This is a genomic window from Streptosporangium sp. NPDC004379 (assembly GCF_042873875.1).
Classification (GTDB): Bacteria; Actinomycetota; Actinomycetes; order Streptosporangiales; family Streptosporangiaceae; genus Streptosporangium.
The window spans coordinates 24,406-49,330 of sequence record NZ_JBIAMC010000023.1 but is presented as its reverse complement, the minus strand read 5'-3'; the positions used below and the strand labels follow the sequence as shown (position 1 = coordinate 49,330).

Sequence of the window (24,925 nt, the reverse complement as noted above, 5' to 3'; positions counted from 1 at the left end):
GGTCACCCCGGCTCGCCGGTACGGACGACACGGCGCGGTGCGGTTCCGCGGGCGGGGGCGCCGGTCATGGGGCGTGAGAGCCGGCCACCGGACCGCAGAAGCGGAACCTGCGGAATTTCCGTGACAATTCACTGAAAACGCATGCGTAACCGTGTTCGCTCCCTTAACCTCGGCAAGGTCGAAGCGTCCATATGTCAAAGGAAAACGGCGTGGCGCAGTCGTGGACCGAAGTGCCGATGCGACATGTCGTCCGGGTGCGCCGGATGGATTCCGCGCCCGTGGAGGTGGCGGCGGACGCGCTCCCCGAAGGACTTCCCGCCGTTCTCACCTGTTCCGCCGACCAGGCACGGATCACCTGCGCCGCCGACGGGGAACGGATCACCCGTTTCCCCGAGACCGCCCGTTTCCCCGAGCGGGAACGGACCGGTCGTTTTCCCGGTGGGGAACGGGCCGGTCGTTTCGTCGACGAGGCGCGAACCGCGAGTGAGATCGTCGGCGCCGTCCTCGACGAGCTTGAGCGGGCCGTCGTCGCCCTCTTCCCGGCCTGGCCGCCCGGCGCCGAGGGCGTGGGCGGCGCGGGAGGCGCCGCGGTGCTCGCCGTACGGGAGCTCGCCGGGCGGATGGCGTCCGGCAGGCGCGCTCTCGTCCCCTTCCTGGCCGATCTCGCCGCGCGTTCTCTGATCGATGGAACGTTCCGAAATCCTCACCGGACGCCCGCCGAGGTGCGCGCCGCCGGTCTGGCCCTGGCGTACGCCGCGAGCTTCGGGCGTCCGCGCACGGCGGTCCTCGTCCGGGTCCCCGAACGGCTCTCCCTCGCCGGGGAGGAGAGGTTGGTGGAAGCCGGGGAATGGCTCATCCGTCATGGTGACCTGGGGTTCTGGATCACCGGGGCGAGCCCCGGGTCCCCGGGCAGGGTCCCGGCGGTGACCGTGGACCGGGGACCGTACCCGTCATGGGACACATCACCCGCGCCGTCCGTACGATCCGCGCCTGTCGTACGGCCCACACCACCCGCGCGGTCCGTGTCGGCTCCGGGCCTCTCCCCGTTCCACGGTCCGGGGGAGGCGCCCGTACGGCCCGCGCGACCGGCCGGATCCTCCGCCGAGGGGCGGCCGCACCCGGGCAGCACGGTGGAGTCCGCGCTGGAACGGGCGCTCGGCTCCTGCGCCTGGGCCGCGGGGCGGGCCTGGAACCAGACGTACCAGCCGGGGCCGCTGCTCAACCCCATCCGGGTGGACCTGCTGTGGCGGGCGGAGCGCTGCGTCGTCGAGCTCGACGGCCCGGAGCACCGCGGTCCGGAGAACCGCGCCCGGGACCGGGCGCGGGACGCGCGGCTCCGCGGCGACGGCTACGCGGTCCTGCGTTTCGACAACGACCGCGTCATGAACGACCTGCCCTCCGTACTGCGTGAGCTGAAGAAATTCCTCCAAGCCCGCCGTGGCCCGTCAGAAGGATGAGGACATGACCGAAAAAGAATTCCAGCTTCCGGAAATGGCGGTGCTGGTGGTGCTGATGGCGGAGACGGAGGGGATTTCCAACCCCGAACTCCAGGAGCGCTACGGCCTCAAACTCGACGGGAAATCACGTAAGAAGCTGAACGACCTCAAGCTCGTCGAGAGCCGCAAGCAGGGCCGCGCCTTCGTCCACACCCTGACCGACCACGGCTGGGCCCGGATGGGGGAGATGATCGAGGCGGGCATCCCGCTGCCCAGCGGCTCGGCCGGGGCGATGTGCCGCGTCCTGCTGACGGGGCTGAGCCGGTTCCTGACGCGGACCGGGCAGGCGCCGGCCGACTTCTTCCACCCCGGCAGCGACCTCTACCCGGGCGGCGACGAGGACGGCCCCTTGGAGGAGGCACCGGACGGCGCCGGACCTCCCGCCGGGGAGGCGGACGTCACCGAACGCATCCGCGCCGCCTACGCCGAACTCGCCCCCCGGCCCGGCGCGAGGGTCGGCCTGGCGCGGCTGCGGCCGCTGCTCGGCGGGTTCACGCGGGACGAGGTGGACCGCGCTCTCAAGGGGATGATCCACCTGCCGGAGGTCAGCATCGTGCCGGAGAACAACCAGAAGACGCTCACCCCCGAGGACAGGGCCGCGGCCGTGGTCATCGGCGACCAGGACAAGCACCTCATCTCGATCGGGGCGCGATGAGCGGCCGGGAGCTGGAGGCCCTCCAGGCGCTCAGGTTCAACTGGGCCGAGGGGCCGGAGGACGTCTGGAGCCCCTCGTCCTTCCACGTCGAGGCCCTGAACCCGGTGGTGGAGCGCCGCATCCTCGGCGGGCTCGCCGACGTGGTCCGCGGCGGCGCCACCAGCCCGATCGGCCTGGTCCTCCGGGGGCAGCGCGGCACCGGCAAGACCCACCTGCTCGGCTGGGTCCGTGAGCGGATCCAGCGGGAGGGCGGTTACTTCTTCCTGGTCGGCCTGCTGGACGCGCGGACCTTCTGGGAGAGCACGCTGCTGTCCATGCTGGACGGCCTCTCACGGGACGGTGACGAGGGGGAGAGCCAGCTCAAGGTCCTGCTGCGGCGGCTGACCGAACTGGCCGACGTGCCGCGCGGGGTCCGGCGGGAGGTGATCGGGAACCGCGGGGTGACACCCGGAAGCCTCGACGCCTTCGCCGACGCGCTGCGCCGGTTCAACCCGCACGTCGGCAAGGACGCCAAGGACACCCTGCGCGCCCTCGTCCTGCGCGCGGGCGCCGACCACCGCGCGCAGGACGTCGGCGAGGGGTTCCTTCAGGCACTGCCCGAGGAGGAGCCGGGCGGGCGGGCGGCCTGGGGCATCCGGCGGCTCCCGAAGACGCCGCAGGAGATCGTCAGGGACCTCTCCCGTCTCCTCGCGCTGACCGGGCCGTCCGTCATCGCCGTCGACCAGATCGACGTCCTCGTCGCGCAGTCCGCGATCTCCGGTGACAGCACGGCGGTGCACGACTGGCGCGACCTGATCGTGGCGGACCAGGTGGCGGGCGGCCTGATGGCGCTGCGCGAGGTCACCCGCAGGACCCTGACCGTCGTCTCCTGCCTGCCGCACACCTGGGACCTCATCGAGAAGTACGCCACCGACACCGCCCGCGACCGCTTCCGGCCGATGCCGGACCTCAAGCCGCTGCCCGACGCGGGCACCGCCCGCGCCCTGGTCGAGAAGCGGTTCGCCGCCCGGTTCGCCCAGCTCGATTTCACCCCGCCCCACCCGACGTGGCCCGTACGGCCGGCCGCCTTCGACGACGCCGGCGAGTACACCCCCCGGCAGCTGCTGATCAGGATCGACGAGCACGTCACCGGGTGCGTGGTCGACCAGGAGGTGCGCGAGCTGGACCGGCTCGACCGGACCGGGACTCCGCATCGGGAGCCCGTACGGCGGAGCCACGACTTCACCGGCATCGAGGCCAGGTTCGCCGAGCTGCGCCAGAAGGCTCATGTCCTCGACGCGCTGGACGCCGACGTCGAGGACGCGGTGATGCCCGCGCTGCTCGCGGCGGGGTTGTCGGCGTGGATCGACGGGCTCGGTGACGCCGGGCGACGGTTCAGCGTCGATCCGCCGCCCAGCAAGAGGCCGCCGCTGCACGCCCGCCTCCGGCTCACCCTGGACGAGGAGACCGAGGACGAGGCGCACTGGGCGTTCCGCGCCATCGCCGCCCCCCACCCGGTGGCCGCGCTGAGCCGCCTGCGCGCCGCCGCCGTGATGGCCGGGCTGACCGCGGAGGTCCCCCGCAGGCGGCTGTTCGTGCTGCGCGGGATCCCCTGGTCGAAGGGGCCCCGTACGGTCGCCGCGCTCGCCGAGTTCGAGCGGGCGGGCGGCAGGGTGCTGGACGTGGACGAGGAGGATCTCAGGATCCTGGCCGCGCTGCGGGAGCTGTACGCGGAGAACCCGCCGGACCTGCGGGCCTGGCTCGCCGCCCGGCGACCGGCCCGGGAGGTGGGGCTGCTGGCCGAGGCCCTGGACGACGCCGGGACGGCGCCCGCGCACACCGGTCCACCGGCCCCGGCTCCCGTGACCACCGGCCCCATGACCACCGGCCCCATGACCACCGGCCCCATGTCCCCGGCCCTCGTGACCGCCGGTCCCGGAGTCCCGGAATCCGTGATCGTCGAGACTCCGGCCATCGGAGATCCGACCGCTCGCGTGCCAGTCGCCGCGGCCGCCGGGCCCGCGACCGGCTTCACGGCCACCGTCCCCGTGACGGCCACCGCCCCCGCGACGGTCACCGCGGCCGACGGACCCGTAGGCGGGAGCATGGTCCCAGGGGCCGGGGCCGGGGCCGGGGCCGGCGTGCCGTACATCCCGCTCGGGGTCGCCGTCCTCGGGGGACGGCCCGTCGGGATCGAACTGGAGGCGCTCAGGAAGCACGCGGTGGTCTTCGCCGGTTCCGGCTCGGGCAAGACCGTCCTCATCCGCCGCCTGGTCGAGGAGTGCGCGCTCCAGGGCGTCTCTGCGATCGTGCTCGACCCGAACAACGACCTGGCGCGGCTCGGGGACGGCTGGCCGGAGCCGCCGGAGCGGTGGGGCCCCGGGGACGCGGAGAAGGCGGCGGAGTACCTCGCCGCCACCGACGTCGTCGTCTGGACGCCGGGCCGGGTCGCCGGACGGCCGCTCAGCTTCCAGCCCCTCCCCGACCTCGCGGCCGTCGCCGGGGACGCCGACGAGTTCACCGCCGCGGTGGACGCGGCCGTCTCCTCCCTCGTGCCGCGTGCCAAGCTCGACTCCAAGGCGAAAGGGGCCCTGATCGGGCAGGCCGTCCTCCGGGAGGCCGTCGCGCACTACGGGCGCGCGGGCGGTCAGGGCCTGCCGGGTCTCGTCGAGTTGCTGGCGGACCTGCCCGACGGGGTGAGCGGGCTCGGCGACGCCGGGCGCATCGCCGCCGGCCTGGCCCAGACGCTGAGGGCCGCGATGGTCAACGACCCGCTGTTCGCCGGCGCCGGGACCCCGGCCGATCCCGGCGTCCTGCTCACCCCGCCGCCCGGCAGGCGGGCGCGTGTGTCGGTGATCAGCTTCGTCGGCCTGCAGTCGGACGAACAGCGGCAGGGGTTCGTCAACCAGCTGCAGCTGGCGCTGTTCGCCTGGATCAGGAGGCACCCGGCCGGGGACCGCCCGCTGGGCGGGCTGTTCGTGATGGACGAGGCCCAGACCTTCGCGCCGTCGGGCGCGATGACCCCCTGCACGCGGAGCACGCTGGTGCTGGCCGCCCAGGCGCGCAAGTACGGGCTCGGGCTGGTGTTCGCCACCCAGGCGCCCAAGGGGCTGCACAACCAGGTCCCGGGGAACGCGGCGACCCAGTTCTTCGGCCTGCTCAACGCCCCCGCCCAGATCGAGGCGGCCAAGGAGATGGCGCGGACCAAGGGCGGGCAGGTCACCGACGTCTCCCGCCTGACGGCGGGCCAGTTCTACCTGGCCCCCGAGGGGAGGGCGTTCAGCAAGACGCGGGTCCCGATGTGCCTGACCCACCACCCCAGGGCCCCGCTCACGGCGGAGGAGGTCATCGCCAGGGCGAGCGGCTGAGAGCCGGCCCCCTCGTCGAGGCGCGCCCGTGCCTTTCGCTCGGGGTGCCGGGCCGGCTCCGGGACGAGGCGCGTCCCCGCGGACCCTCTCCCGGGCCGCGGGGACGCGCCCGCCGGAGCGGCGCCCCCGGGTTCCACTCCGTGGATCTCCGCCGTGCGGGGCGTTCAGGGGGCCGGAGAACGGAACCTACTCGGCCATGCCGGTCTCGACCCACCGCTCGAAGGCGGTGACCCACTCGGCCGGCCACGCCCCGTCACACGGCATGGTCCCGCCGCGCAGCCGCTTCAGGATCTCCTCCGCGTGCGTCCGCACGTCCTCGCAGGACCACAGGTCGAACGCGAACCGCATGGCGTTGCGGTCCTGCGGCCGGAACAGGGACTTGATGTGGGAACCGTAGGAGACCGCCTCGCCGTCGGCGGGCAGCGCCACCGGCTCCTTCTCCTCCTGTACGGCGAGGGCCGAGACGCGGGCTCCCGGCGTGGCGTCGCACACCCACCACCAGCGGGGCACCGGCATGTGCGCGGGCGGTTGCGCCTGCTGCTGGGAGTTCTCCAGCGCGATCCGCGACCCCCACTCCAGGTAGGCGACGAAGGCGGCGCGGAACTCGGCGTCCTGCGGCACCCCCGCCTGGTCCGCGGCCCGGCACATGAGCGCCACCCAGCGCGCCCGCTGGTCCTCGGTGAGGCACCTCCCCACGTGCTGGGAGATCATCCGCTCGTACCCGCCGTACCCCTCGCTGTAGGCGCGCGGGCCGCCGAAGACCTCGCCGAGCCATTTGGCGACCCTGACCGGGTGGTCGGGTGACATGCTCGCGAACAGCGGGCCGATCAGCGGGTCCTCGGGGACGAGTTTCCCGTAGAACAGCCGGGTCATCCGGGTGAGCGCGGGCAGCCCCCCTGCCCACTCGAACAGCGTGACCTCGGCGTCGGGGTCCGGCACCGGGTCCTTGAACGAGGTGTTCCAGTGCATGCCGCTGCAGAACGGCTTGTTGAGCGAGTGCCCGCACCGGCAGAGGCTGTAGTGCTCCAGCGAGGCGCCCTGGTTGCGCGGTACGGCGGCGCCGCCCTCACCGGTCAGGCGGACGCCCCCGGTGACGCGGTACGGCCCGTCCTTGGACACCTCGACGGCCGGTTCCCTGACCGGGTCGGCCACCTCGCGTGCCTCCTGGCCGTCGATCGAGAGGCCCAGCGCGCCCGACGGGCAGGCGCGCACCGCCGCGATGATCTCGTCCACCCGCCCGCCGCTGGGCGCGACGAAGGGCTCCTGGCCGAGCCGGAACACCGAGGAGATCCGGTCGGTGCAGAAGCCCGAGTGGGCGCAGATCCCCCGGTTGTCCAGCACTGTCACGCCGACGCCGGGGTAGGAGTCCTGGCGGTCGGGCACCCGCTTGGGGTCCTTGGCGCCGGAGAAGCCGATCCGGGAGTGGCTCCCGTCGCACAGGGGCTTGGTCTCCGACGTGCCGCACCGGCACAGGGCGACCTGGGGGCACGTGGCGATCCTCTCTCCCAGCCAGGAGTAGAGGGTGACGTTGGCCGCGAGGTAGGGGCCGTCCTCGGCCACCTCGATCCCGCTCTCGACCCCGGCCATCAGGCGGCGCAGCTCCGCCAGGCGCTCGGCTGCGGCGTCGGCTCCGGTGCCGCTTCCCGCGCCGCCCCCGCCTCCGCCCCCGCCCCCGCCTCCGTTCCCGCCTCCGTCCCCGCCCCCGCTTCCGGCGGCGGTCAGGAGGGAGAGCGCCTGGAGCGCGGCGGTCGCCTCCTGTAGCCCGGCGTCCGCCTCCCCCGCGGCCCGTGCCCGCTCCTCGGTCGCCGCCAGGGTGAGGATCCACAGCCGTTCCGAGGGCGTGCCGCCGGCGCCCTCGCCCGCGCCGCCGCCATCGCCCCCCGCCCCGCCGCCGTCCACACCGCCGCCGCCCGCGCGCACACCGTCGCCCGAGCCACCGTCGCCCGAGCCGCCCGGCCCGCCGTCCCCGCCCACGGTCCTCCGTAAGGGGGTGATCACGCTGTCGCGCAGTCGCCGTGCGACGTCCTCGCCGAGATCCGGTCCCTTCCCGCTCCGGATGTCGTGTTCGAGGCGGGACGCCTCCCGCAGCAGCGCGCTCAGCCTGTCGTGCGTCATCAAGTGACCTCGATCCTCAAGTCAGGTCTCTTGTCAGGAGATGAGTCAGGTCTCCTGCCAAGGAGATTTCACGTTCCTTGTCGTGGCGGCGCCTCCGGCCCGGGGGGTCTCGCCCAGCAGCGTGTGCAGCCGGTTCAGGACGATGAAGGCGTGCGCGGCCGACACGAGGGTGACGTGCCGGTGCCAGCCGCCGAACGACCTGCCCTCGAAGTCGTACAGGCCGACGAGCCTGCTGATGCGCTCCTGGTCCCGGTAGACCTGGCGGCCCAGGTTGGCGCAGGCCAGGAGGGACGGCACCGACATGCGGGTGAGGTTGGACACCCAGAAGCTGGGCCTGCCCTGGACCGAGTCGCGCCACTCCGCGATGAGGACGAACGCCCGCCGTCCCGGCGGCAGGTCGGTGCTGACCGGCGCGAAAGGGGAGACGGAGGGGTCCGGCTCCGTCTCGGCGCCGGGCACGTCGACGTGCATCGCGGCGGCCAGCACCCCCTGGTTCGCGTTCTGCTCGGTGTCCTGCCACTGAACCACCCTGCGTTGTTCCTTGAGGTACCTGGCCAGGGACTCGGCCGACTGCCCGGTCTCCTCGTGCCGCCGGCCGTCGCCCCATCCCGTGCGGGTGAACCGGGTCGCGCGGTTCACCCGGACGATGAACGGGATGCGCAGCCGGTGGAGCTCGGCGATCGCCTCCGCGGCGTCGGCCTCGCGGGCGTCCAGGACGACGGGCCGCACCGGCAGCCCCCAGTCGTTGATGATCGTGACAAGCGCGTCAAGACCTATCCCCCAAGGTGAGCCGCTCTTGACATCCGACGGAATGGCGGCGGAACGGCGCCGGAAGGCGTCGTCGGCCCAACTCGGCGGCAGGACGAGATGCCAGTCCATCGGGCAGCTCATCCCGGGCTGCGCCAGCCATATGCCGAGCGCGCGCTGACAGTTGACAGATTTTCCTAAATGAGAGACAAACTGTGTGTCAACTCCGACGGTATTGCTGCCCGCCTTGGGAATGACAAGCGGTGAGATGACCCACGAGGAGACCTTGAGATTTCCGCAGATAATCCTCGCCAGCCGACGGCGGACTTCCATCCATTGCCAGGTGGAGTTGCTGACGAACTGCTGGAGGTTCTGCTGGGAGGCGGGCTGGCGACAGGTGGCGGCTATGCTGCGCATTGATTTCCGCCCGTCGGAGACGAGAAGTCCTCGGATATACATCCACCCCCACCTGCGCTGATCTCGCCGGCTCAGTGAGCCCAGAAGTTCTCTGCAGAACTCCTCCAAGATCTCCTCCCTTACCAGGGGGGCGATATGGGACGATGATCCAAGCCGGCTTTGCCCCTGTTTTGTTGACGGCACCCGTGACCCCTTCCGTGCCCTTTGGTGCGTCTTGCCGATGCCGGATCGGCCACAGATCAAAGTACATCTGCGGTCTGTCCGTGTCGAGAAGCGCGAAAAATTTTCTAAATCGATCACCGATTGTCACCGCGACCGGAGAAGGGTGGCGCTCCGTTGTTTTGGGCCCTCTTGCGGACGGAGAACCGGCCCGGCCTTATTCTCCGGGAAATGCAGAACAGAACCGGTTCGCCGTCCATGACACGGACGGTGACAACCGGATGAACAAATGATGTGAATCTTTTTTCAGGGAAGCCGCTGCCCGGTCAGCGCCCGCGTGAGCGCCCGGATCCGGGAGGACAGCCCGTGCTCGGGGTGGGCGGTGACGAACGCCTCCCCGTCGCCGGCGAGCGCGAACTCCGCGAGCTCCGGGGAGTACGGCAGGACCGCCATGGGCACGTCTCCGTGGACCGACCGGGCCTCGTTCAGGATGCCGGGCTCGGCCAACGACACGGGCACCATGTTGACCACCAGGAACGAGGGCGACAGCCGCAGGGGCGGCCTGCCGCGGATCCGGTCCACGTGCAGGCTGACGTCGGCGATGCCGGCGCAGACCACCGCCTCCGTGGTCAGCCCGGCGGGGGTGTCCAGCAGGAGCAGGTCGAGGTCGAGCGCGTCGACCAGCCGCCGGCACCCCTCCACGAGCAGGCCGGGGTCATAGCCTCCGACCAGCGCGCCGGCCGCGTCCTGGGGACCGCGGATCGCGGCCACGGCGAACAGCGCGCCCTCGCCCCCGGCCGCCCCCGTCGGCAGGTGGTGGGCCGCGCGCGCGATGTCGCAGTCGCCGCACAGGTAGTCCGCCAGCGACCACGTCGCTGGCACGCCGAGCGCGTCGGCCAGGCCGGGCGACTGCATGGCGGTGTCCACGATGGACACCCGCAGGCCGCTCCGCGCCGCCGCGGCCCCGATGTTCACCGCCAGCGTGGTCTTCCCCGTCCCCCCGTACGAGGAGGAGACGCTCACGATCCGCATCCCCGTCACCGGCGCCTCCGCAGCGCCAGCATGGTGATGTCGTCCGACTGCGGCGCCCGGCCGGTGTGCGCCTGGACCTCCGCGAGGGTCCCGCCGACCATGTCGGCCGCCCCGGCGCCGGGCATGCCGCTCAGCAGCCGCACCAGGCGGGGCAGGCCGAACAGCTCCCCTTCTCCGTTCCTCGCCTCGGTGACGCCGTCGGTGTAGAGGAAGAGCGTGTCGGACGGCCCGAGGGTGACGCCGGCGATGGTGAAGGCGGCGTCGGGCCAGAGCCCGACGGCCGGCCCCGTCGTCCGGAGCAGCCGGTGCCCCCCGGAGCCGCGCAGCAGGATCGGCGGGTTGTGCCCGGCGTTGATGTAGAGGAGCCGGCCGGAGCCCGGGTCGGTCACGCAGAAGAACAGCGTGACGAAATACGCCTGCTGGAGGTGGTTGGCGGTGAGGTAGCCGTTGGCGGCGTGCACGGTGGACAGCAACGGCAGGGCGCCGATGCTGGGCGAGCTGAGGAAGACCTGCTGGCTGGGCAGCAGGAACGGCGCCAGGGCCCCGCCCGCCCACGGGTTCTGCGCCGAGAACCGCAGCAGGGTGCGCACCAGCGCCATGAACAGGGCGGCCCCGATGCCCTTGTCGCAGACGTCGGCGACCAGGAACGCCGTCCGCCGCCCGTTGGCCATGGAGAACCCGTCGTAGAAGTCGCCGGAGACCTCCCGGGCGGGCTCGAACCCCGCCGCCACCTCCCAGCCGTCGGGGCAGGGCAGCTCCGGCGGCAGGAACCCCTGCTGGATCTGCCTGCCGATCTTCAGGTCACGGTCCTGCTGGAGGAAGCTGAAGGCGGGGAAGGGACCGAGCTCGGCGGCGGTGCGGACCAGCAGCCTGCGCTGGTGCTCGCGTTCGAGCCGGTTGCGGACCAGCGCCGGGGTGAACGGCGGGACGAGGAAGCCCAGCTCGTGGCCCAGGTGCGCGTCCAGCGGGACGTGGTCGGGCCCGCAGAACAGCAGCACCCCCGGAGGTGTGCGCAGGTGCTGCCACTTCTGGCCGACCAGCGCCACCTCCTGCGCGGTCAGCGAGGCGTGCAGCAGCAGGAGGTCCGGTTCGAGGGCGTCGTGCGCCCCCGCGAGGACCTCGGGACCCGAGGAGAGCACTGGGCGGTTGCCGCACCCGGCCAGCGCGCCGGTCAGCTCGTGCGTCGCGCCGTCGGCGCCCTCCTCGGGTCCTCCCACGATCAGGAGCGTCAGCTCATCCATGGCGCCCGGCGGTCGTCGTGGGCGACCAGGTCGCGACCGGAGCGGCGGACGACGACGATCGTCCGGTTCAGCTCTCCGACGCGCTCGTAGATGAGCCGGTCGGCGCTCATCCTGGCGAGGCTCAAACCGAACCCTCCCACGGGCAGGTCGTCGGGGTCGACGACGGGGATCGGACGGTGTCCGGACGTCGGGTCGAACTCCGTCCCGAAGTCGACGATGAGGAACAGCACCCAGCCGTCGCTGACCGAGGAGTGCAGTTCGATCTCACCCGCCGAGGCGGGCGGGTAGCCGTGCGTGATGACGTTGGTGATCAGTTCGTCGACGGCGAGCCGCAACCGGTAGGCGTCCTTGTCGCCCAGGCCGGCGACGGACACGGCGCCGCCGACGAACTCCGCGACCGCCGCCAGCGAGGCGACGGTCGCGGGCACCCGTAGTGTCTCCATGCGGGCGGCGGGTCAGGCGGAGAACGACTCTCGGATCGTGATGGCGTGCTGTAATCCCGTCATCCGGATGGTCTCGGCGACGTTCTCGTTGGCGCCCTCGACGATCACCTCCATGTCGTCGCCCATCTTCTGCCGGGCGAAGACGAGCCCCCGCACCCCCGCGGAGGATATGTAGGAGAGGCCGTGCATCGCCAGGCACAGCTTCTTGGGCGAGCGGGTCGCCACCTGCTGGAGGATCTCGTGGAAGCTCGGCGCGGACAGCGCGTCGAGGTCGCCGCTCATCTGGATGGTGACGGTGTCGCCACTGGTGATCAGATCTGCCTGGAACATCTCGTATCCCCTGTCATCCGGTTCGTCACACGGTCTGCGCGCAGAGCACGACCGTCGAGCGGGGTCCGACGCGCAGGACGTGCTGGTCGTCCAGGGCCGGCTCCTCTCCCAGCGGGAAACTGCAGTCGACCGCCCCGGTGTCGGCGGCCAGGCGCCACAGCGCGCCGTCCGGCAGCAGGGGCAGCTCGACGTCGTGCTGCTCCCAGTGCGCGTTCGCCACGACGTACACGCAGTCGACGGCGTCGCCCAGCGGGGCGCAGCGCATGACGGCCATCAGCCGGCTGCCCTCCGACCAGTCGGGCGCGTAGGCGGTCACCCCGTGCCAGCTGATCTCCGGCAGGCCCGGCCGTACCTCGCGGCCCGTCGGGTGCTCGGCCGTGCGGACGGCCGGGTGGGCCGCGCGGAACCTGGCGAGGTCGCCGGTGAACCTCACCAGCTCGTCGGTGAGCGGGTTGGGCGTCCAGTCGACCCAGCTCAGGTCGCTGTCGTGGCAGTAGGCGTTGTTGTTGCCCCACTGCGTGCGGCCCCGCTCGTCCCCGGCCAGGATCATGGGGATGCCCTGGCTGGTGAGCAGCAGCGCGAGGAAGTTCTTGACCTGGCGGCGCCGCAGGTCGTTGATCTCCTTGTCGTCGGTCTCGCCCTCGGCGCCGCAGTTCCAGCTGTTGTTGTCGTTCGCGCCGTCCCGGTTGTCCTCTCCGTTGGCCTCGTTGTGCTTCTCGTTGTAGGAGACCAGGTCGTAGAGGGTGAAGCCGTCGTGCGCGGTGACGAAGTTGATCGACGCGGCCGTCGCCCGCCCGGCGTAGAGGTCGGGGGAACCGACGTAGCGGGTGGCCATCTCCCCCGCCACGCCGGTGTCGCCCTTGACGAACCGGCGGATGGTGTCGCGGTAGCGGCCGTTCCACTCCGACCAGCGGTGGTAGTTGGGGAAGGACCCGACCTCGTACAGGCCCGCCGCGTCCCACGCCTCGGCGATGAGTACGCAGCCGCGCAGCACCGGGTCGAAGGCCAGCTCCTGAAGGATCGGCGGGTTGGGCAGCGGGGTGCCGTCCACGTCCCTGGACAGGATGGCCGCGAGGTCGAAGCGGAAGCCGTCGATGCGGTACTCGACGGCCCAGTAGCGCAGGCAGTCGAGGACGAACTTGCGGACCACCGGGTGGTTGCAGTTCATCGTGTTGCCGGTGCCGCTGAAGTTGTAGTAGTACCCCTCGGGGGTCATCATGTACCAGACGTCGTTGTCCAGTCCCTTGAACGAGATCGTCGGTCCGTCGTGGTTGCCCTCGGCGGTGTGGTTGAAGACCACGTCGAGGATCACCTCGATGCCGTTGCTGTGACACTCGCGGACCAGCGCCTTCAGCTCGTCGCCGGCCATGCCGTACTTGCCGCTGGCGGCGTAGCCGGACTTCGGGGCGTAGAAGGAGACGGTGGAGTAGCCCCAGAAGTTGTACAGCCGCTCGCCGGTCTCCGCGTTGATCCGGCTGTTCTCGAACTCGTCGAACTCGAAGATCGGCATGAGCTCGATGGCGTTGACGCCGAGCGACTTCAGGTAGGGGAGCTTCTCTCGCAGCCCCGCGTACGTCCCCGGCGCGCTCACCCCGGAGCTGGGGTGCCGGGTGAACCCGCGGACGTGCGCCTCGTAGATGATGAGCTCCTCGCGGGGGATGCGCGGCGCGACGTCCTCACCCCAGTCGAAGTCGTGGAACATCAGCCGCGACCTGTGCTGGTAGGGCTCGGACCAGTCGGGCTCCCGGCCCCAGACCTCCCGGCCCACCACGAGCTTGGCGTAGGGGTCGGACAGGACCCGCTCCGGCTCGCCGGCCGGCCCCTTGCAGCGGAAGCCGTACTCCAGGTCGTCCAGGCCGTCCAGGTCGTAGACGATGAGCGCCCAGATGTGCCCGGTGCGGAAGGAGTCGGGGATCGGCAGCTCGGCGTACGGCTCGCGCTCACCGTGGTGGTAGAGCACCAGGCTGACCGCGGTGGCGTTCTCGGAGCAGACGGCGAAGTTCACCCCGCCGTGCAGGAAGGTCGCTCCGGGCAGCAGGGGGTTGCCGTGCCGTACGGGGAACCCGGAGATGCGGTGGGTGGGGTAGGAGTCGATCCGGTCCAGCATCGGACTGGTCATGGTGTCTCCGTCAGCAGTTCGGCCGCCTTGCCGAGGTCCTCGGCGACGGTGAAGAAGTTGAGGAAGCCGACGGCGCTCATGAGCATCCGGAGTTCCTCCGACAGTCCCACCACGGCCATCTGGCCGCTGGCGCACTGCGCCTGCCGGTAGGACAGCAGCATGACTCTCAGGCCGGCGCTGGACATGTAGCGCAGGTTCGACAGGTCGAGCGCCAGCAGCCGGTGCTCGGCCAGCGCCCTGCCGACATGTTCCTGGACCACGGGGGCCGTCCTGCTGTCCAGGTCGCCGGTGAGTGCGACCACCGCAAGCTCGCCCTCTTTCGAGACCGTGACGTCGAGTGTTCGCGTGGGCATCTCGTCTCTCGTCCTTACTTCTCGGACACGGGGGTCAGGGTGACGCGGATCGGAAGCCGATCCTGCGTGTCGGGGAGGTCCACCTGGAGCTCCTCGGCGTCGAACCGGTGGTACGGGTTCCCGTCGACCTCCACGGACTCGATCCGGATCGAACCCTGCGGCAGCAGGTCGGGGGCGACGCGCAGCGTGCGGTCGGGGAAGGCGCCCGGCACGGGCTTGAACCACAGGTTGAGCGGTTCCTTCTCGACGAGGAGGTTCGTGTAGACGGTGGCCAGGTAGCACAGCTCGGAGGAGTGGTACATGCTCATCGAGTGGCTGCCCTTGAACCGCTCGGTCCCGAGGAGGTACGGCATGCCGTCGGCGAGCACGTTGAAGTAGACGGCTCCCTCGTCGTGGTCGAGGAAGAAGGTGTTGTAGAAGGCGGAGGCGCGCCGGGCCTCCTGGAGGAAGTCCCGGTCGCCGGTGACGCCGGACAGGATGAGGTAGGCGAGGATCGCCTGCTCCTGCTGCCACCAGGCCTTGCGGTCGTGCCAGGCGAACCGGTGCCACCGGTCGCCGGCGGCCTTGGTCCGTTCCACGACGTCGTACCAGCCGCCGCGCTGCTGGTCGCTGCCGACCTCGGGCATGCGCCGGGCGATCCGCTCGGCCAGCTCCCGGTAGTCCTTCTTGCTCCGCAGGGAGTTCATCCGCATGAGGTTCCATGCGATCTTGAGGTTGTGGCCGACGACCGCGCGGTCCTGCTGCCAGGTGTGGCCGCGGTCGGGGCTCCAGTCCTCGTTGAAACGTTCCTGGACGAACGGGCTGTAGTCGTCCTCGGGGAAGTGCTCGGCGATCGTGTCGAACGTGCGCTCCAGGAAGTCGGCGTACTCCTCGCGGCCCGTCGCGAGGTAGAGGTTGATCAGGTAGGCGGGCGCGTGGTCGCCGACCGAGTTCCAGTTCTTCCTGGCGTCGTTGGGCGCGATGGAGGGGTGCCGCGGGTCCATGAAGATCGGGTCGATGTGGCTGAAGTAGCCGCCGCCCTTGGTGTCGCGGAAGTGGTTCTCGAACAGCCTGATCGTGCCCTCGGCGTCGCGCAGGATCGCCGGGTCCCCGTTGACCCGGTAGGTCTGCGTCGGCCCGGCCAGCGCGTAGATCTGCTCGTACATCGGGATCGCGTCGTAGTCGTCGGAGAACTCCGAGGTGAAGAGCTTCTTCTCCGGCCGGTCCTCCTGCACCTCGATGCCGTGGTACCAGTAGGTGACGTCGTGCATGGGGTCGGCGAACCGCATGTGCTCGCGCAGGTAGTCCACGCCGCGCTCGGCGGTGTCGAGATAGTCGTCCTTGCCGGTGAGCATGTACGCCGAGGCCATGCCGTACACCAGGCGGGAGATGGTGTCGGTCTCCTGCACGTGGCTCGACGTCTTGCGCCCGTCGAGCCGCAGGACGGTGCGGTAGTCGCGGTAGTCGACGGGGCCGGAGCCGAACTGCGCCTTGCGGTAGAAGGCGGCGATCCGGTCGAGCTGGTGGATCCACCAGTCCGGCTCCTCGAAGCGGTACTCGCCGGGCCGGCGGCCCACGAAGACCAGCCGCTTGGCGTCGAACTCCCAGCCGCGGTCCTGCGGGGCGTGCACGCCGTAGGCGAAGAGGTCCTGACCCGGCCTGATCATGTCGTCGCGGTGGTCGGAGGCGTCGAGGTAGGGGTATTCGAGGTTGCGCAGCACCTCCGCGGAGGTGGTGTCGTCCACGGTGACGTCGAACTCGCGGCCGTCGGCCGTGACGAGCCCGAACGTCCCCTTGTCGTCCATGGGGGTGGTGACCCTGCCCGCGATCAGGTCGCTGAACCGGAAGCTCACGTCACTCGGCATCTGCTCCGCCTTCGGAAGTCTGGTCCTTGAAACCTTGCGTTATCTCCACGACCGTGCCGTCGGGGTCCTTCACCCACACCGTGCGCCAGCCAGGGATGAAGTCGTCGAAGCACAGCGGGCCCAGCGACACCTGGGCCTGCGGGCCCATCCCGGCCAGGGCCTCGTCGATGTCGTCGGTCTGCAGGGCGATGTGCCGCAGCGTGCCGGCCGCGGTCGGCCCGTCGCCGCCGGGCGCGCCGTCCCCGGCCTGGAACAGCTCCAGGTAGACGTCGCCCTTGCGGAGGAAGAGGATCTTGGAGTCGCCCACGGGGAAGTCGGCCGCGCGGGCGAAGCCGAACCACCGGCAGTAGAACTCGGCGGTCACGTCCACGTCGTTGCAGTTCAGCGCGGTGTGAGACCACCTCATGCGGTCCTCCGCGGGTCCGTGCGCGACCACCTCATGCGGCGCTCCGTGAGGTCCGTGCGCGACCACCTCATACGGCTCGCTCCCCGCTCCTGCGCGCCGCCAGCTCGCCGAGCAGGGCGCGCGCGAACAGGTGGCAGTGGGCGCCGCTGCGGCCGGTGACGAGGTCCCCGTCGACCACGACGTCCTCGTCGCGGTATTCGGCGCCCATGTTCAGCACGTCGCCGACCAGGTTGTTGTGGCAGGTGACGGGGCGTCCGCGGACCGTCTCCGGCGCCTTGGCCAGCAGCCACATGCCGTGGCAGATGACGCCCTTGAGCACCTCGGGCAGGGCGAACGCCCGCCGCATCAGCTCGGTCGCCGGGGACGGGTCGAGCGGCTTCTCGCTGAAGCGGAGCCGGTCGGCGACCATGCCCGACGGCACGACGATCGCGTCGTAGGAGCGCAGCGCGTCGTCGTCCAGTCCCTCCAGCGACCCGTTCACCGTCAGCGGCGCCCGGTACTCGTGGCCGGTGAAGGTGATCTCCTGCTGTCCCCACAGCCGGGTCAGCAGGTCGAGGCGGATGCCCTCCTCGGCGAAGCGGCGCTGGTAGTAGAAAATCTCGGGCTCGTAGTAGTCGCTCTCCATCAGGACCGCGACGCGCGCTCCGCGCAGGTCAGCCACGGGAACCTCCCAGAATGAAGTCGGCGCACCGCTCGGCGATCATCTGGATCGCGGCGTGGGTGTTGCCCGAGGTCACCGCCGGCATCACGCTCGCGTCGGCGACGCGCAGCCCCTCGATGCCGCGCACCCGCAGCCTGGGGTCCACGACGGCGTCGTCGTCGCTCCCCATGCGGCACGAGCCGACCTGGTGGTGGTAGGTGTCGGCGCGCTCGCGGACGAACGCGGTGAGCGCCTCCCGGTCGGCCGTCGCCGGGCCGGGCAGGAGCTCGTCGCCGAGGACCTCGCCGAAGGCGCGGGTCGCGAAGATCTCCCTGGCCAGCTCGACGCCCTGGACCAGCCGGTCGACGTCGGAGCGGTCGCCCAGGTAGTTGGGGTTGACCAGGGGCGGCGCGAACGGGTCGGCGGAGGCCAGCCGGACCCAGCCGCGCGAGGCGGGCCGTACGACGCCCGGCAGGATGCTGACCGCGTTGGGGTGGCTCTGCCCGACGATGATGTCGAAGGGCACGTGGACGAACGCGATCTGCAGGTCGGGGGCGGGCAGGCCGCTCTGCGAGAAGGTGAACAGCGCGGCCTCGGACAGGTTGTTCGCCCCCGGCGGGACCGCCTCCCTCGTCTCCCGGATGACGCCGGTGAGCACGTGGTTGTGGAAGTTCGCCCCGACGCCGGGCAGCGGGAGGCGCACCTCGACGCCGGCCTCGCGCAGGTGGCCGGGGTCGCCGATGCCGGAGAGCATCAGGAGCTTGGGGGACTCGATCGCCCCGGCGCACACGATGACCTCGCGGCGGGCGCGGACCCTTCGCGGGCCGGTGCCGCCGGACTCGTCGAGCGCGCGCCCGGCGAGCCTGCGGCCCTCGCCGCTCTCCGGGGCCGGCGCCTCCTGGACGTACTCCACGCCCGTGCACCGCTCGCCCTCGAAGAGCAGGCCGGTGGCCCGTGCGCGGGGCCGCAGGGTCAGCCGCCCGTCGTTGAGGATCGGCTCGACGAAGCAGTGCATCGCGCCCCGGCGGCGGCCCCCCTCGGCGTTGATGTGGTGCCAGCCCGCGCCCGCCATGGCGGGCCCGTTGAAGTCGGGGATGATCGGGTGGCCCAGCTCGGCGCAGGCGTCGAGGAAGGTCCGGGAGTAGGGGTTGGGGTCGTGCAGGCCGGCGTTGGTGACGGTCTGCGGGCCGCCGCTGCCGGTGCCCTCCCAGGTCTTGTCCTCCTGGTCCTCCAGGCGCTGGAAGTACGGCAGGACGTCGGCGTACGACCAGCCCGCGGCGCCCTGGTAGGCCCAGTTGTCGAAGTCCGACTGGTGGCCGCGGATGTGCATCATGATGTAGAAGTTGCTGCTGCCGCCGACGACCTTGCCGCGCGGCTCGTGGGTGCTGCGCCCGCCCAGTCCCGGCTGGGGCACGCTGCGGTAGTCCCAGTCGATGTCCGAGCCGAGCAGCGTGAACCACAGCGGCGCGGCGTCCACCCCGGAGGGGATCCAGCTCCCGCCGGCCTCCAGCAGCAGCACCGAGCCCGCGCCCGACTCCACCAGGCGGCGGGTCAGCACCGAGCCGGCCGCCCCCGCGCCGACGACGACGTAGTCGAACTCCTCCTCCGCCATCAGCCCTCCATCCCGAGGGGCCCGCGGAAGGGCAGCGTGTCGTGGAAGTTGGCCATGTAGGAGATCCGGCCGTCCTCCAGCCGGAAGTAGTTCATGACCTCGGCCTCGATGGGCTCGCCGCCGGCGGTGACCGCGCTCAGGTGGGACACCACGCCCGCCTGGTCGCCGTCGACGACGACGTGGCGGGGGACGTTCCTGAACGAGCGGTACATCGCGGGGAAGCCGGCGACGGCCTCGCGCAGGGTGTCCTGGCCCTCCAGGCGGCCGGCGAGCTGCTCGTCGACCACGGCCTTCTCGGTGAACAGGTCGCACCAGCTCGACCAGTCGCCGGCGTTGGCGTACTCGTAGTAAAGGTCGATCGTCTCTCGTGTGCTCACAGCTCGGCACTCCCCGGCATCGGCTCCAGACGGTCCACGACGTACTTCCTGATCCGCGGGTGATCGGGTCCGTCGGCGGTGACCTCCCAGGTCTGGTAGGCGTCGAAGCCGATCCAGAGGCTGGTGGGCGCCGGCGGGTTCCAGACGCGGGCCTGCCAGTTCACGACGACCTGGAGGGTGGCCGCGCCGTCCCGCCACGCGCCGACCTTCACCGAGGTGACCCGGTGCTGCTCGTCGAAGAAGCGGTTGGTGACGGTCTCGTACCACTTGCGGAAGTCGTCGTGCCCGCGGGCGGTGGCCTCGGGGAAGACCATGACGAGGTCCTCGTCGCCGGCGAGGTAGTACCAGAGCCGCTCGATGTCGTCGTGCCGGTCGAGGGCGCGGTACCAGTTGGCCACCCATTCCTCGACCACCCAGTCGGGCGGGGTCATCTGCTTCACGTGCTCAGTCCTTTCCGTTCGGCGGAGGGGGGACGTCCACCGCGACGTCCACCAGGAACGGCTCGTCGTCGGCGAGCATGCGCTTGACGGCGGGGCCCACGTCCTCGGGCTCGGCCACCCGTACGGCCTGCACGCCCATGCCGCGGGCGAGGTCGGTGAACCCCAGGGGCAGGCCGCTCAGGTCGAAGGAGGAGGGGAAGGGGTGCGGCGCGACGCCGCGCTCCCTCCAGTACACGGAGATGTTCTCGTTGAGCAGTTCGTACCTGCCGTTGTTGCAGATCACGAACTTCGCGCCGATCCGCTGGTGCGCCGCGGTCCACAGCGCCTGGATCGTGTACATGCTGCCGCCGTCGCCGGTGAAGCCGATCACCGTCTCGTCCGGCATCGCGAGCTTGACGCCGATGGCGCCGGGGATGCCGACCCCGAGCGATCCGCCCCGGGTGAGGAAGTAGTGGCCGGGGCGGCGCGGCGGGAAGTGCCGCACCAGCGCGGGGCTCGACGTGAGCGCCTCGTCGAAGACGACCGCGTCGGGCTGCTGCGCGGCCAGCTCGGCGAGGAACAGCTCGTAGACGCTGTCGCCCCTGGCCGGGGCGGCCTGGACGCGGGGGCGGGCGGGCGCCGGGGGCGCGCCCCGCCGTACCAGGTCGGCGGCGAGGGCGGTGAGGGTGGCCCGCGGGTCGGCGACCAGGCCGAGGTCCACGGGGTGGTTCTTTCCGATCTCGTAGGCGTTCAGGTCGACGTGCACCACCCGCGCGCCCGCCGCGAACGGGGAGCGCATCGAGGGGAAGACCTCGGGGAAGACGTAGGTGCCGACGATGAGGACCGCGTCGGCCTCCCGGACGGCCGCCTCGCTCGCCTCGCCGAACATGTGCCCGAGCTGCCCCCGGTACAGGGGGTGGGCGGCGTCGATGTTGACGACGGAGCTGTCGGCCAGCCAGACCTCGGCGCCGAGCAGCTCCGCGACCCGGGTCAGCTCGTACTGGGCGCCGGCCTCGGCCACCCCGTCACCGGCCACGATGATCGGCCGTTCGGCCCCGGCCAGCAGGCCGGCGGCGCGCGCGACCAGCTCGGGCACGGGGACCGTACGGGTGTCGGGGATGACCGTGGGCAGGGCGGGCTCGTCGTTGGGCGCGTCCAGCACGTCGAGGGGCAGGGACACGAAGACGGGGCCGCACGGGGGAGTGGCCGCGATCTTGACGGCCCGGCGGAGGACCCGCAGCACCGACCCCGGCTCGACGACGCGGGTGGCGAACTTGGTCACCGGCCGCGCCATGCCGACCAGGTCAGCGGCCATCTGGGCGTCGAAGGCGTCGTAGCGCACGCCCGCCTCGCCGGCGATCACGACGAGCGGGGCGTGGCCGCGCATCGCCTGGTACATCATGCCGATGCCGTTGCCGAGTCCGACGCCGGAGTGCAGCTGCACCAGGGTGGGCCTGCGGGTGGCGCGGGCGTAGCCGTCCGCGAGGCCGACGACGGGGGCCTCGGCCAGGCCGAGGACGTAGCGGAAGTCTCCGGCGGAGCTCAGCGCGTCCAGGAGACCCTGCTCGACCGTGCCGGGATTACCGAAGACCGTGGTCATCCCGTCGGCGCGGAGCTGCTCCAGGAGCGCTGAGGTGCCGGTTCGCGTGGCGGCCACGGGCTACCAGCCGTAGCGCCGCAGGCCGTGCTCCAGGACCGCCACCATCTTCTCGCCGGTGGTGATGGAGTCCGGGGTGGAGCGGCCGGTGACGAACGGGTAGTCCACGATCACCGAGACGGGGTGGCCGACGTTGCCGTGGTAGCGGCCCTCGGGACCGGTCGCGTCGCGCAGGATGTACTCCAGCGGGTACGGCGGCGGCCCCATGTTGAAGTCGACGCCGATGAAGCCGGTGCCGTCCTTGTAGTCGTACTCCTTGCAGTGCCCGGTGACGTGCTTGCCCCAGATGATGCTCTTGCGGTCGTCCCAGTCGCGGGCGAAGGCGAGGCAGGCGACGCCGTAGCACTCGGCGCCGACGGGCTTGCCGGCCTCCAGGAAGGCCAGGATCAGGGCGTGCACCCGCTCGTTGTTGGCGAGGTCCACGATCGGGCCGCTGCCGCCGACGATGAGGATGGCGTCGTAGTCGGCGACGGTCGCCTGGAGCTCGGTGCGGGCGCGGTGGTAGGCCTCCAGTTCGCGCAGGTAGCCGGGCGAGCTGAGGTAGGGGCGCTCGGGCACCCAGGAGGAGATGTCGACGGGCTTGGCCAGCCGGTCGGACTCGTCCACCTCGCGGACGCGGCGGGCCATGTCCTCGGTGGTGACGGACCGGCCGAGCGGCGGGTCGAGGAAGCCGGGGTCCATGCTGGGCGGCAGCGCCCGGGGCCGCCCGCCGGTGGGCGTCGCCATCACGGTCTCGTACCCGTGGTCGTCGAAGACGCCGAGGGGTCCGACGAGTTCCTCGCCCCAGTAGCCGTACTCGGAAAGGATGATCAGGATCTTCTTGGTCACGGTGGACTCCGCGTGTCGGGGGACTTCCGGGCAGGGCTCACCAGGCGGGGCCGCTCACGCGGTCCCGCCCGGAGAGCGGGGTGGGGGTTCCTGCTGCTAGTCCTCGGAGACGAGGACCGCGGTCTGCCGCCAGATCAGGCCGTCCCTGAGCACCCAGGTGCCCACGTCCTTGTGGGACTGGTCGCCGATCCTGATCGTCGCGTAGTAGAGGATGATGTCCTCGCTGCCGTCGGCGGTCATGATGTCCTCGATCTGCGGGTTCATCTTCAGGTATTCGGCGAAGAAGTCCCTGATCTCCTCGCGGCCCCGGGCGACGGCGCCGGGCCGCATCACGACGGCGTCCTCGTGGTAATTGTTCATCATCGCGTCGAGGTCGTGCGCCTTCAGCTGTCCGATCTGCTTGTCGAGCAGCGCCGGAAGTTGCGTAGCAGACATTTCTCTCCCCTACCTGTCAGTGGGTAGCGCGCTTCACGCCGGTTGAGACCCGAACCGGCGGCGCTTCGAGATGACCGTTTTTCGCATCGGTCGTGCTTCCTCACGGAAACGCGGTTTAGGGGAGCTTGTCTAGAAATAGGGGGATACTTCTGGAGGTTTGCCCCTACACTCACGCGGGTTGCAGGTGGCCGGCCCTCTCCTCGATGACGAGCGCGGCCACCAGGAGCACCGCGAGGAGGCTCAGCTGGAGCACCGCGGACACCCCGCCGACCGGGATCGTGGCCAGCGCCAGCAGCGCGGTCAGCGCCCGCGCCAGACCGCCCGGCAGGCCCAGGATCATCCGGAACGCCGCCGACCCGAGCAGGAAGGCCGCCACCCCACCGGCCAGGGCGAGCTCCGCGCCGACGGACAGCGGGTCGCCCGGGTGCGCGACCGCCTTCTTCACCCCGGCCGACACCGCGATGATGCCCAGCAGGATCGGCATGTGGGCGTAGAAGAAGCCGAACAGCACCAGGCGGGTGCGCCGTACCTGGTCGGTCACCATGACCAGCGCGTTCTCCGCCCGTTCCAGGTCGGCGTGGAAGTACGCCCACCACAGGCTGGCGCTGAGCGCCAGCCCGATCAGCGCGGTCCCGATCGTCGGCGCGTCCAGCGGGCCGTGCCCGTTGCCGATGCCGACCGCGATGGCGACGACGGACTCGCCCAGCGCGATGATGACCACCAGCCCGTGCCGCTCGGCCACGTGGCCGGGGTGCAGCGGGAACCCCTCCTGGCCGGTCAGGTACGGCGAGATCCACATCACGAGCAGCGCGGCCCCCCACAGCGCGTACTTCAGCCCGCCGTCGGCCCCCGCCGCGAACAGGATCAGCACGGCGCCGGCGAGGTTCGTGGTGAACATCCGCAGGAAGCGCCAGGTCGACTGCAGGTACAGCAGGCCGTGCACGACGACGACCACGAGCAGCCCGATCGCGAAGCCCGTGCCCTTCTCGGCGAAGGCCCCGGGCACGGCCAGCGCGATGACCAGCCAGCCGGCCATCGCCAGCAGCATGAAGAACCGGCGGACCACCCGCAGCGGGGGGACGGCGTTGGTCACCCAGGCATAGCTGGCGAACATCCACCAGAGGACGCCGAACATCAGCAGCACCTGGGGGATGCTGCCGAAGTCGGCGGCCAGCAGGACCGTGAGCTGGGTGGCCGTGAAGACGAACACCAGGTCGAAGAAGAGCTCGATCGTGGAAACCCGCAGCTCTTCGTGGTCGGGGACGGGGTCCACGCGTTCGGTGAACCATTGGGGGAGCGAAATGTTCATGGGGACGATTGTCGGGGGAGTGTTCCCCCGGGTCCAATCCCGCCCAGGTCATTCATGGGAGTATCTTGCCGAGGTCATAAAGTCCGGCGTTCTAGATAATCAAGTGCGCCCGCCGCTCCGTCCCGCCATTGCCGCCTTCCGGAACTGCCGCCATCGTGTGCTTGAAATGCCCGGAAAGAGAAGGAGTGACCGAGATGGCCGACGTCCTCATTCTGATGACCAAGGCGAAGACCCTCGGCTTGCTGGACGGCAGACAGCACGCTTCCGGGTTCTGGGCCGAGGAGTTCGTCGTACCGTACGAGCGCCTCGTGGCCGAGGGCCACAACGTCGACATCGCCACGGTGGGCGGGGAGGCGCCCACCCCCGACGAAGGCAGCCTCACGCCCTACGTACTGGGCCTCACCAGGCCGGAGGGCTCACCCGACCACGACGAGGAGAACGTCGAGCACTACAGACAGGTGATCGGCTCCCTGCCGGCGCTGAAGGCGCCGATGGACGTCGGGGACATCACCCGGGAACGGCTCGCCGGATACGCGGGCGTCTACATCTCCGGCGGCCACGGCGCCATGGAGGACATGCCGCACAGCCCCGACCTGACCCGCGTGGTCCGCTGGATCCTCGAACTCGACCTCCCGCTGGCCGTCGTGTGCCACGGCCAGTCGGCGCTGCTGCCGCTGCGCGACTCCCACGGCCGCTGGCCGCTGGAGGGCTACCGGATGACCGCCTTCTCCCACGACGAGGAGATGGTCACGGACATGGCCGGCCAGCTCCCCTTCGTCCTGCAGATGGAGCTGGAACGGCTCGGCGCCCGCTACGAGAAGGCGGAGGTGATCTGGGACTCCCGCGTCGTCGAGGACCGCAACCTCATCACGGGCCAGAACCCCTACTCGTCCACGGCGCTGGCCGACGCCTTCGCCAAGCGACTGTCCACGGCGCGGTGACGG

Annotated in this window: 22 protein-coding genes; 4 read left to right on the top strand and 18 right to left on the bottom strand. The window is 71.1% G+C overall.

What is annotated here, in order from left to right; all coding sequences use genetic code 11:
• Positions 1 to 209: 209 nt before the first annotated feature.
• From ACFYSC_RS33705 to ACFYSC_RS33695, 3 genes are read left to right on the top strand one after another with little or no spacing between them, the layout of a single operon-like run.
• Positions 210 to 1,457 carry a DUF559 domain-containing protein gene (locus ACFYSC_RS33705; RefSeq protein ID WP_389969660.1) on the top strand — a complete coding sequence of 416 codons (1,248 nt, stop codon included), beginning with the start codon at positions 210 to 212 and terminating at the stop codon, positions 1,455 to 1,457.
• 4 nt (positions 1,458 to 1,461) lie between these two features.
• Entirely contained in the window at positions 1,462 to 2,151 is a 690-nt protein-coding gene (locus ACFYSC_RS33700; RefSeq protein ID WP_389969659.1) for a hypothetical protein, read from the top strand.
• A complete protein-coding gene (locus tag ACFYSC_RS33695; protein WP_389969657.1) occupies positions 2,148 to 5,498 on the top strand; it encodes an ATP-binding protein in 3,351 nt (1,116 codons plus the stop codon). The genes ACFYSC_RS33700 and ACFYSC_RS33695 overlap by 4 nt, the downstream gene beginning before the upstream one ends.
• A gap of 186 nt (positions 5,499 to 5,684) precedes the next feature.
• Here the strand turns inward: ACFYSC_RS33695 and ACFYSC_RS33690 are convergent, their stop codons facing one another.
• The 18 genes from ACFYSC_RS33690 to ACFYSC_RS33605 all read right to left on the bottom strand — a co-directional run bounded on the left by ACFYSC_RS33690 (position 5,685) and on the right by ACFYSC_RS33605 (position 23,981).
• Positions 5,685 to 7,613, bottom strand: coding sequence for a CDGSH iron-sulfur domain-containing protein (locus tag ACFYSC_RS33690; protein WP_389969655.1), 1,929 nt, complete (start codon positions 7,611 to 7,613; stop codon positions 5,685 to 5,687).
• Between the two features lie 45 nt (positions 7,614 to 7,658).
• The gene (locus ACFYSC_RS33685; protein ID WP_389969654.1) at positions 7,659 to 8,960 is read right to left on the bottom strand and encodes an IS701 family transposase; all 1,302 of its coding nucleotides are present in this window, start codon (positions 8,958 to 8,960) and stop codon (positions 7,659 to 7,661) included.
• Positions 8,961 to 9,242: 282 nt separating this feature from the next.
• Positions 9,243 to 9,959: a MinD/ParA family protein gene (locus tag ACFYSC_RS33680; protein ID WP_389969652.1), complete on the bottom strand. Its 717-nt coding sequence runs from the start codon at positions 9,957 to 9,959 to the stop codon at positions 9,243 to 9,245.
• A 14-nt stretch (positions 9,960 to 9,973) separates the two neighbouring features.
• Positions 9,974 to 11,209, bottom strand: a complete 1,236-nt coding sequence (locus ACFYSC_RS33675; RefSeq protein ID WP_389969650.1) for a PP2C family protein-serine/threonine phosphatase — start codon at positions 11,207 to 11,209, stop codon at positions 9,974 to 9,976.
• Positions 11,197 to 11,637 carry an ATP-binding protein gene (locus ACFYSC_RS33670; RefSeq protein ID WP_362933771.1) on the bottom strand — a complete coding sequence of 147 codons (441 nt, stop codon included), beginning with the start codon at positions 11,635 to 11,637 and terminating at the stop codon, positions 11,197 to 11,199. The genes ACFYSC_RS33675 and ACFYSC_RS33670 overlap by 13 nt, the downstream gene beginning before the upstream one ends.
• Positions 11,638 to 11,664: 27 nt before the next feature.
• Positions 11,665 to 11,982, bottom strand: a complete 318-nt coding sequence (locus ACFYSC_RS33665) for an STAS domain-containing protein (protein ID WP_389969648.1) — start codon at positions 11,980 to 11,982, stop codon at positions 11,665 to 11,667.
• A 25-nt stretch (positions 11,983 to 12,007) separates the two neighbouring features.
• Positions 12,008 to 14,101 carry a glycogen debranching protein gene (locus ACFYSC_RS33660; protein WP_389969646.1) on the bottom strand — a complete coding sequence of 698 codons (2,094 nt, stop codon included), beginning with the start codon at positions 14,099 to 14,101 and terminating at the stop codon, positions 12,008 to 12,010.
• Entirely contained in the window at positions 14,098 to 14,454 is a 357-nt protein-coding gene (locus tag ACFYSC_RS33655) for an STAS domain-containing protein (protein WP_179822198.1), read from the bottom strand. The genes ACFYSC_RS33660 and ACFYSC_RS33655 overlap by 4 nt, the downstream gene beginning before the upstream one ends.
• Positions 14,455 to 14,468: 14 nt before the next feature.
• A complete protein-coding gene (locus tag ACFYSC_RS33650; RefSeq protein WP_389969643.1) occupies positions 14,469 to 16,298 on the bottom strand; it encodes an AGE family epimerase/isomerase in 1,830 nt (609 codons plus the stop codon).
• Complete coding sequence (locus tag ACFYSC_RS33645) at positions 16,288 to 16,704, bottom strand: VOC family protein (RefSeq protein WP_389969641.1); 417 nt, start codon at positions 16,702 to 16,704, stop codon at positions 16,288 to 16,290. The genes ACFYSC_RS33650 and ACFYSC_RS33645 overlap by 11 nt, the downstream gene beginning before the upstream one ends.
• Before the next feature lie 67 nt (positions 16,705 to 16,771).
• Positions 16,772 to 17,365, bottom strand: a complete 594-nt coding sequence (locus tag ACFYSC_RS33640; protein ID WP_389969639.1) for a DJ-1/PfpI family protein — start codon at positions 17,363 to 17,365, stop codon at positions 16,772 to 16,774.
• On the bottom strand, positions 17,358 to 18,956 hold the full coding sequence (locus ACFYSC_RS33635; protein WP_389969637.1) for a GMC family oxidoreductase: 1,599 nt from the start codon (positions 18,954 to 18,956) through the stop codon (positions 17,358 to 17,360). The genes ACFYSC_RS33640 and ACFYSC_RS33635 overlap by 8 nt, the downstream gene beginning before the upstream one ends.
• Positions 18,956 to 19,333 carry a nuclear transport factor 2 family protein gene (locus ACFYSC_RS33630; protein WP_389969635.1) on the bottom strand — a complete coding sequence of 126 codons (378 nt, stop codon included), beginning with the start codon at positions 19,331 to 19,333 and terminating at the stop codon, positions 18,956 to 18,958. The genes ACFYSC_RS33635 and ACFYSC_RS33630 overlap by 1 nt, the downstream gene beginning before the upstream one ends.
• Positions 19,330 to 19,773 carry a nuclear transport factor 2 family protein gene (locus ACFYSC_RS33625; protein WP_389969633.1) on the bottom strand — a complete coding sequence of 148 codons (444 nt, stop codon included), beginning with the start codon at positions 19,771 to 19,773 and terminating at the stop codon, positions 19,330 to 19,332. The genes ACFYSC_RS33630 and ACFYSC_RS33625 overlap by 4 nt, the downstream gene beginning before the upstream one ends.
• A 4-nt stretch (positions 19,774 to 19,777) precedes the next feature.
• The gene (locus tag ACFYSC_RS33620) at positions 19,778 to 21,409 is read right to left on the bottom strand and encodes a thiamine pyrophosphate-binding protein (RefSeq protein WP_362933795.1); all 1,632 of its coding nucleotides are present in this window, start codon (positions 21,407 to 21,409) and stop codon (positions 19,778 to 19,780) included.
• A 3-nt stretch (positions 21,410 to 21,412) separates the two neighbouring features.
• A complete protein-coding gene (locus ACFYSC_RS33615) occupies positions 21,413 to 22,237 on the bottom strand; it encodes a type 1 glutamine amidotransferase domain-containing protein (RefSeq protein ID WP_362933798.1) in 825 nt (274 codons plus the stop codon).
• 96 nt (positions 22,238 to 22,333) lie between these two features.
• Positions 22,334 to 22,672, bottom strand: a complete 339-nt coding sequence (locus ACFYSC_RS33610) for a nuclear transport factor 2 family protein (RefSeq protein WP_362933801.1) — start codon at positions 22,670 to 22,672, stop codon at positions 22,334 to 22,336.
• Between the two features lie 169 nt (positions 22,673 to 22,841).
• Positions 22,842 to 23,981 carry a low temperature requirement protein A gene (locus tag ACFYSC_RS33605; RefSeq protein WP_389969630.1) on the bottom strand — a complete coding sequence of 380 codons (1,140 nt, stop codon included), beginning with the start codon at positions 23,979 to 23,981 and terminating at the stop codon, positions 22,842 to 22,844.
• A 194-nt stretch (positions 23,982 to 24,175) separates the two neighbouring features.
• Between ACFYSC_RS33605 and ACFYSC_RS33600 the strand changes: the two genes are divergently transcribed.
• Entirely contained in the window at positions 24,176 to 24,922 is a 747-nt protein-coding gene (locus tag ACFYSC_RS33600) for a type 1 glutamine amidotransferase domain-containing protein (RefSeq protein ID WP_389969628.1), read from the top strand.
• Positions 24,923 to 24,925: the final 3 nt, after the last annotated feature.

Bases quoted from the DNA above. Each gene is read 5' to 3' on its own strand.
- ACFYSC_RS33700 (WP_389969659.1), top strand. From the start codon at position 1,462: ATGACCGAAAAAGAATTCCAGCTTCCGGAAATGGCGGTGCTGGTGGTG.
- ACFYSC_RS33695 (WP_389969657.1), top strand. From the start codon at position 2,148: ATGAGCGGCCGGGAGCTGGAGGCCCTCCAGGCGCTCAGGTTCAACTGG.
- ACFYSC_RS33690 (WP_389969655.1), bottom strand. From the start codon at position 7,613: ATGACGCACGACAGGCTGAGCGCGCTGCTGCGGGAGGCGTCCCGCCTC.
- ACFYSC_RS33675 (WP_389969650.1), bottom strand. From the start codon at position 11,209: ATGGATGAGCTGACGCTCCTGATCGTGGGAGGACCCGAGGAGGGCGCC.
- ACFYSC_RS33665 (WP_389969648.1), bottom strand. From the start codon at position 11,982: ATGTTCCAGGCAGATCTGATCACCAGTGGCGACACCGTCACCATCCAG.
- ACFYSC_RS33660 (WP_389969646.1), bottom strand. From the start codon at position 14,101: ATGACCAGTCCGATGCTGGACCGGATCGACTCCTACCCCACCCACCGC.
- ACFYSC_RS33655 (WP_179822198.1), bottom strand. From the start codon at position 14,454: ATGCCCACGCGAACACTCGACGTCACGGTCTCGAAAGAGGGCGAGCTT.
- ACFYSC_RS33650 (WP_389969643.1), bottom strand. From the start codon at position 16,298: ATGCCGAGTGACGTGAGCTTCCGGTTCAGCGACCTGATCGCGGGCAGG.
- ACFYSC_RS33645 (WP_389969641.1), bottom strand. From the start codon at position 16,704: ATGAGGTGGTCTCACACCGCGCTGAACTGCAACGACGTGGACGTGACC.
- ACFYSC_RS33635 (WP_389969637.1), bottom strand. From the start codon at position 18,956: ATGGCGGAGGAGGAGTTCGACTACGTCGTCGTCGGCGCGGGGGCGGCC.
- ACFYSC_RS33610 (WP_362933801.1), bottom strand. From the start codon at position 22,672: ATGTCTGCTACGCAACTTCCGGCGCTGCTCGACAAGCAGATCGGACAG.
- ACFYSC_RS33605 (WP_389969630.1), bottom strand. From the start codon at position 23,981: ATGAACATTTCGCTCCCCCAATGGTTCACCGAACGCGTGGACCCCGTC.
- ACFYSC_RS33600 (WP_389969628.1), top strand. From the start codon at position 24,176: ATGGCCGACGTCCTCATTCTGATGACCAAGGCGAAGACCCTCGGCTTG.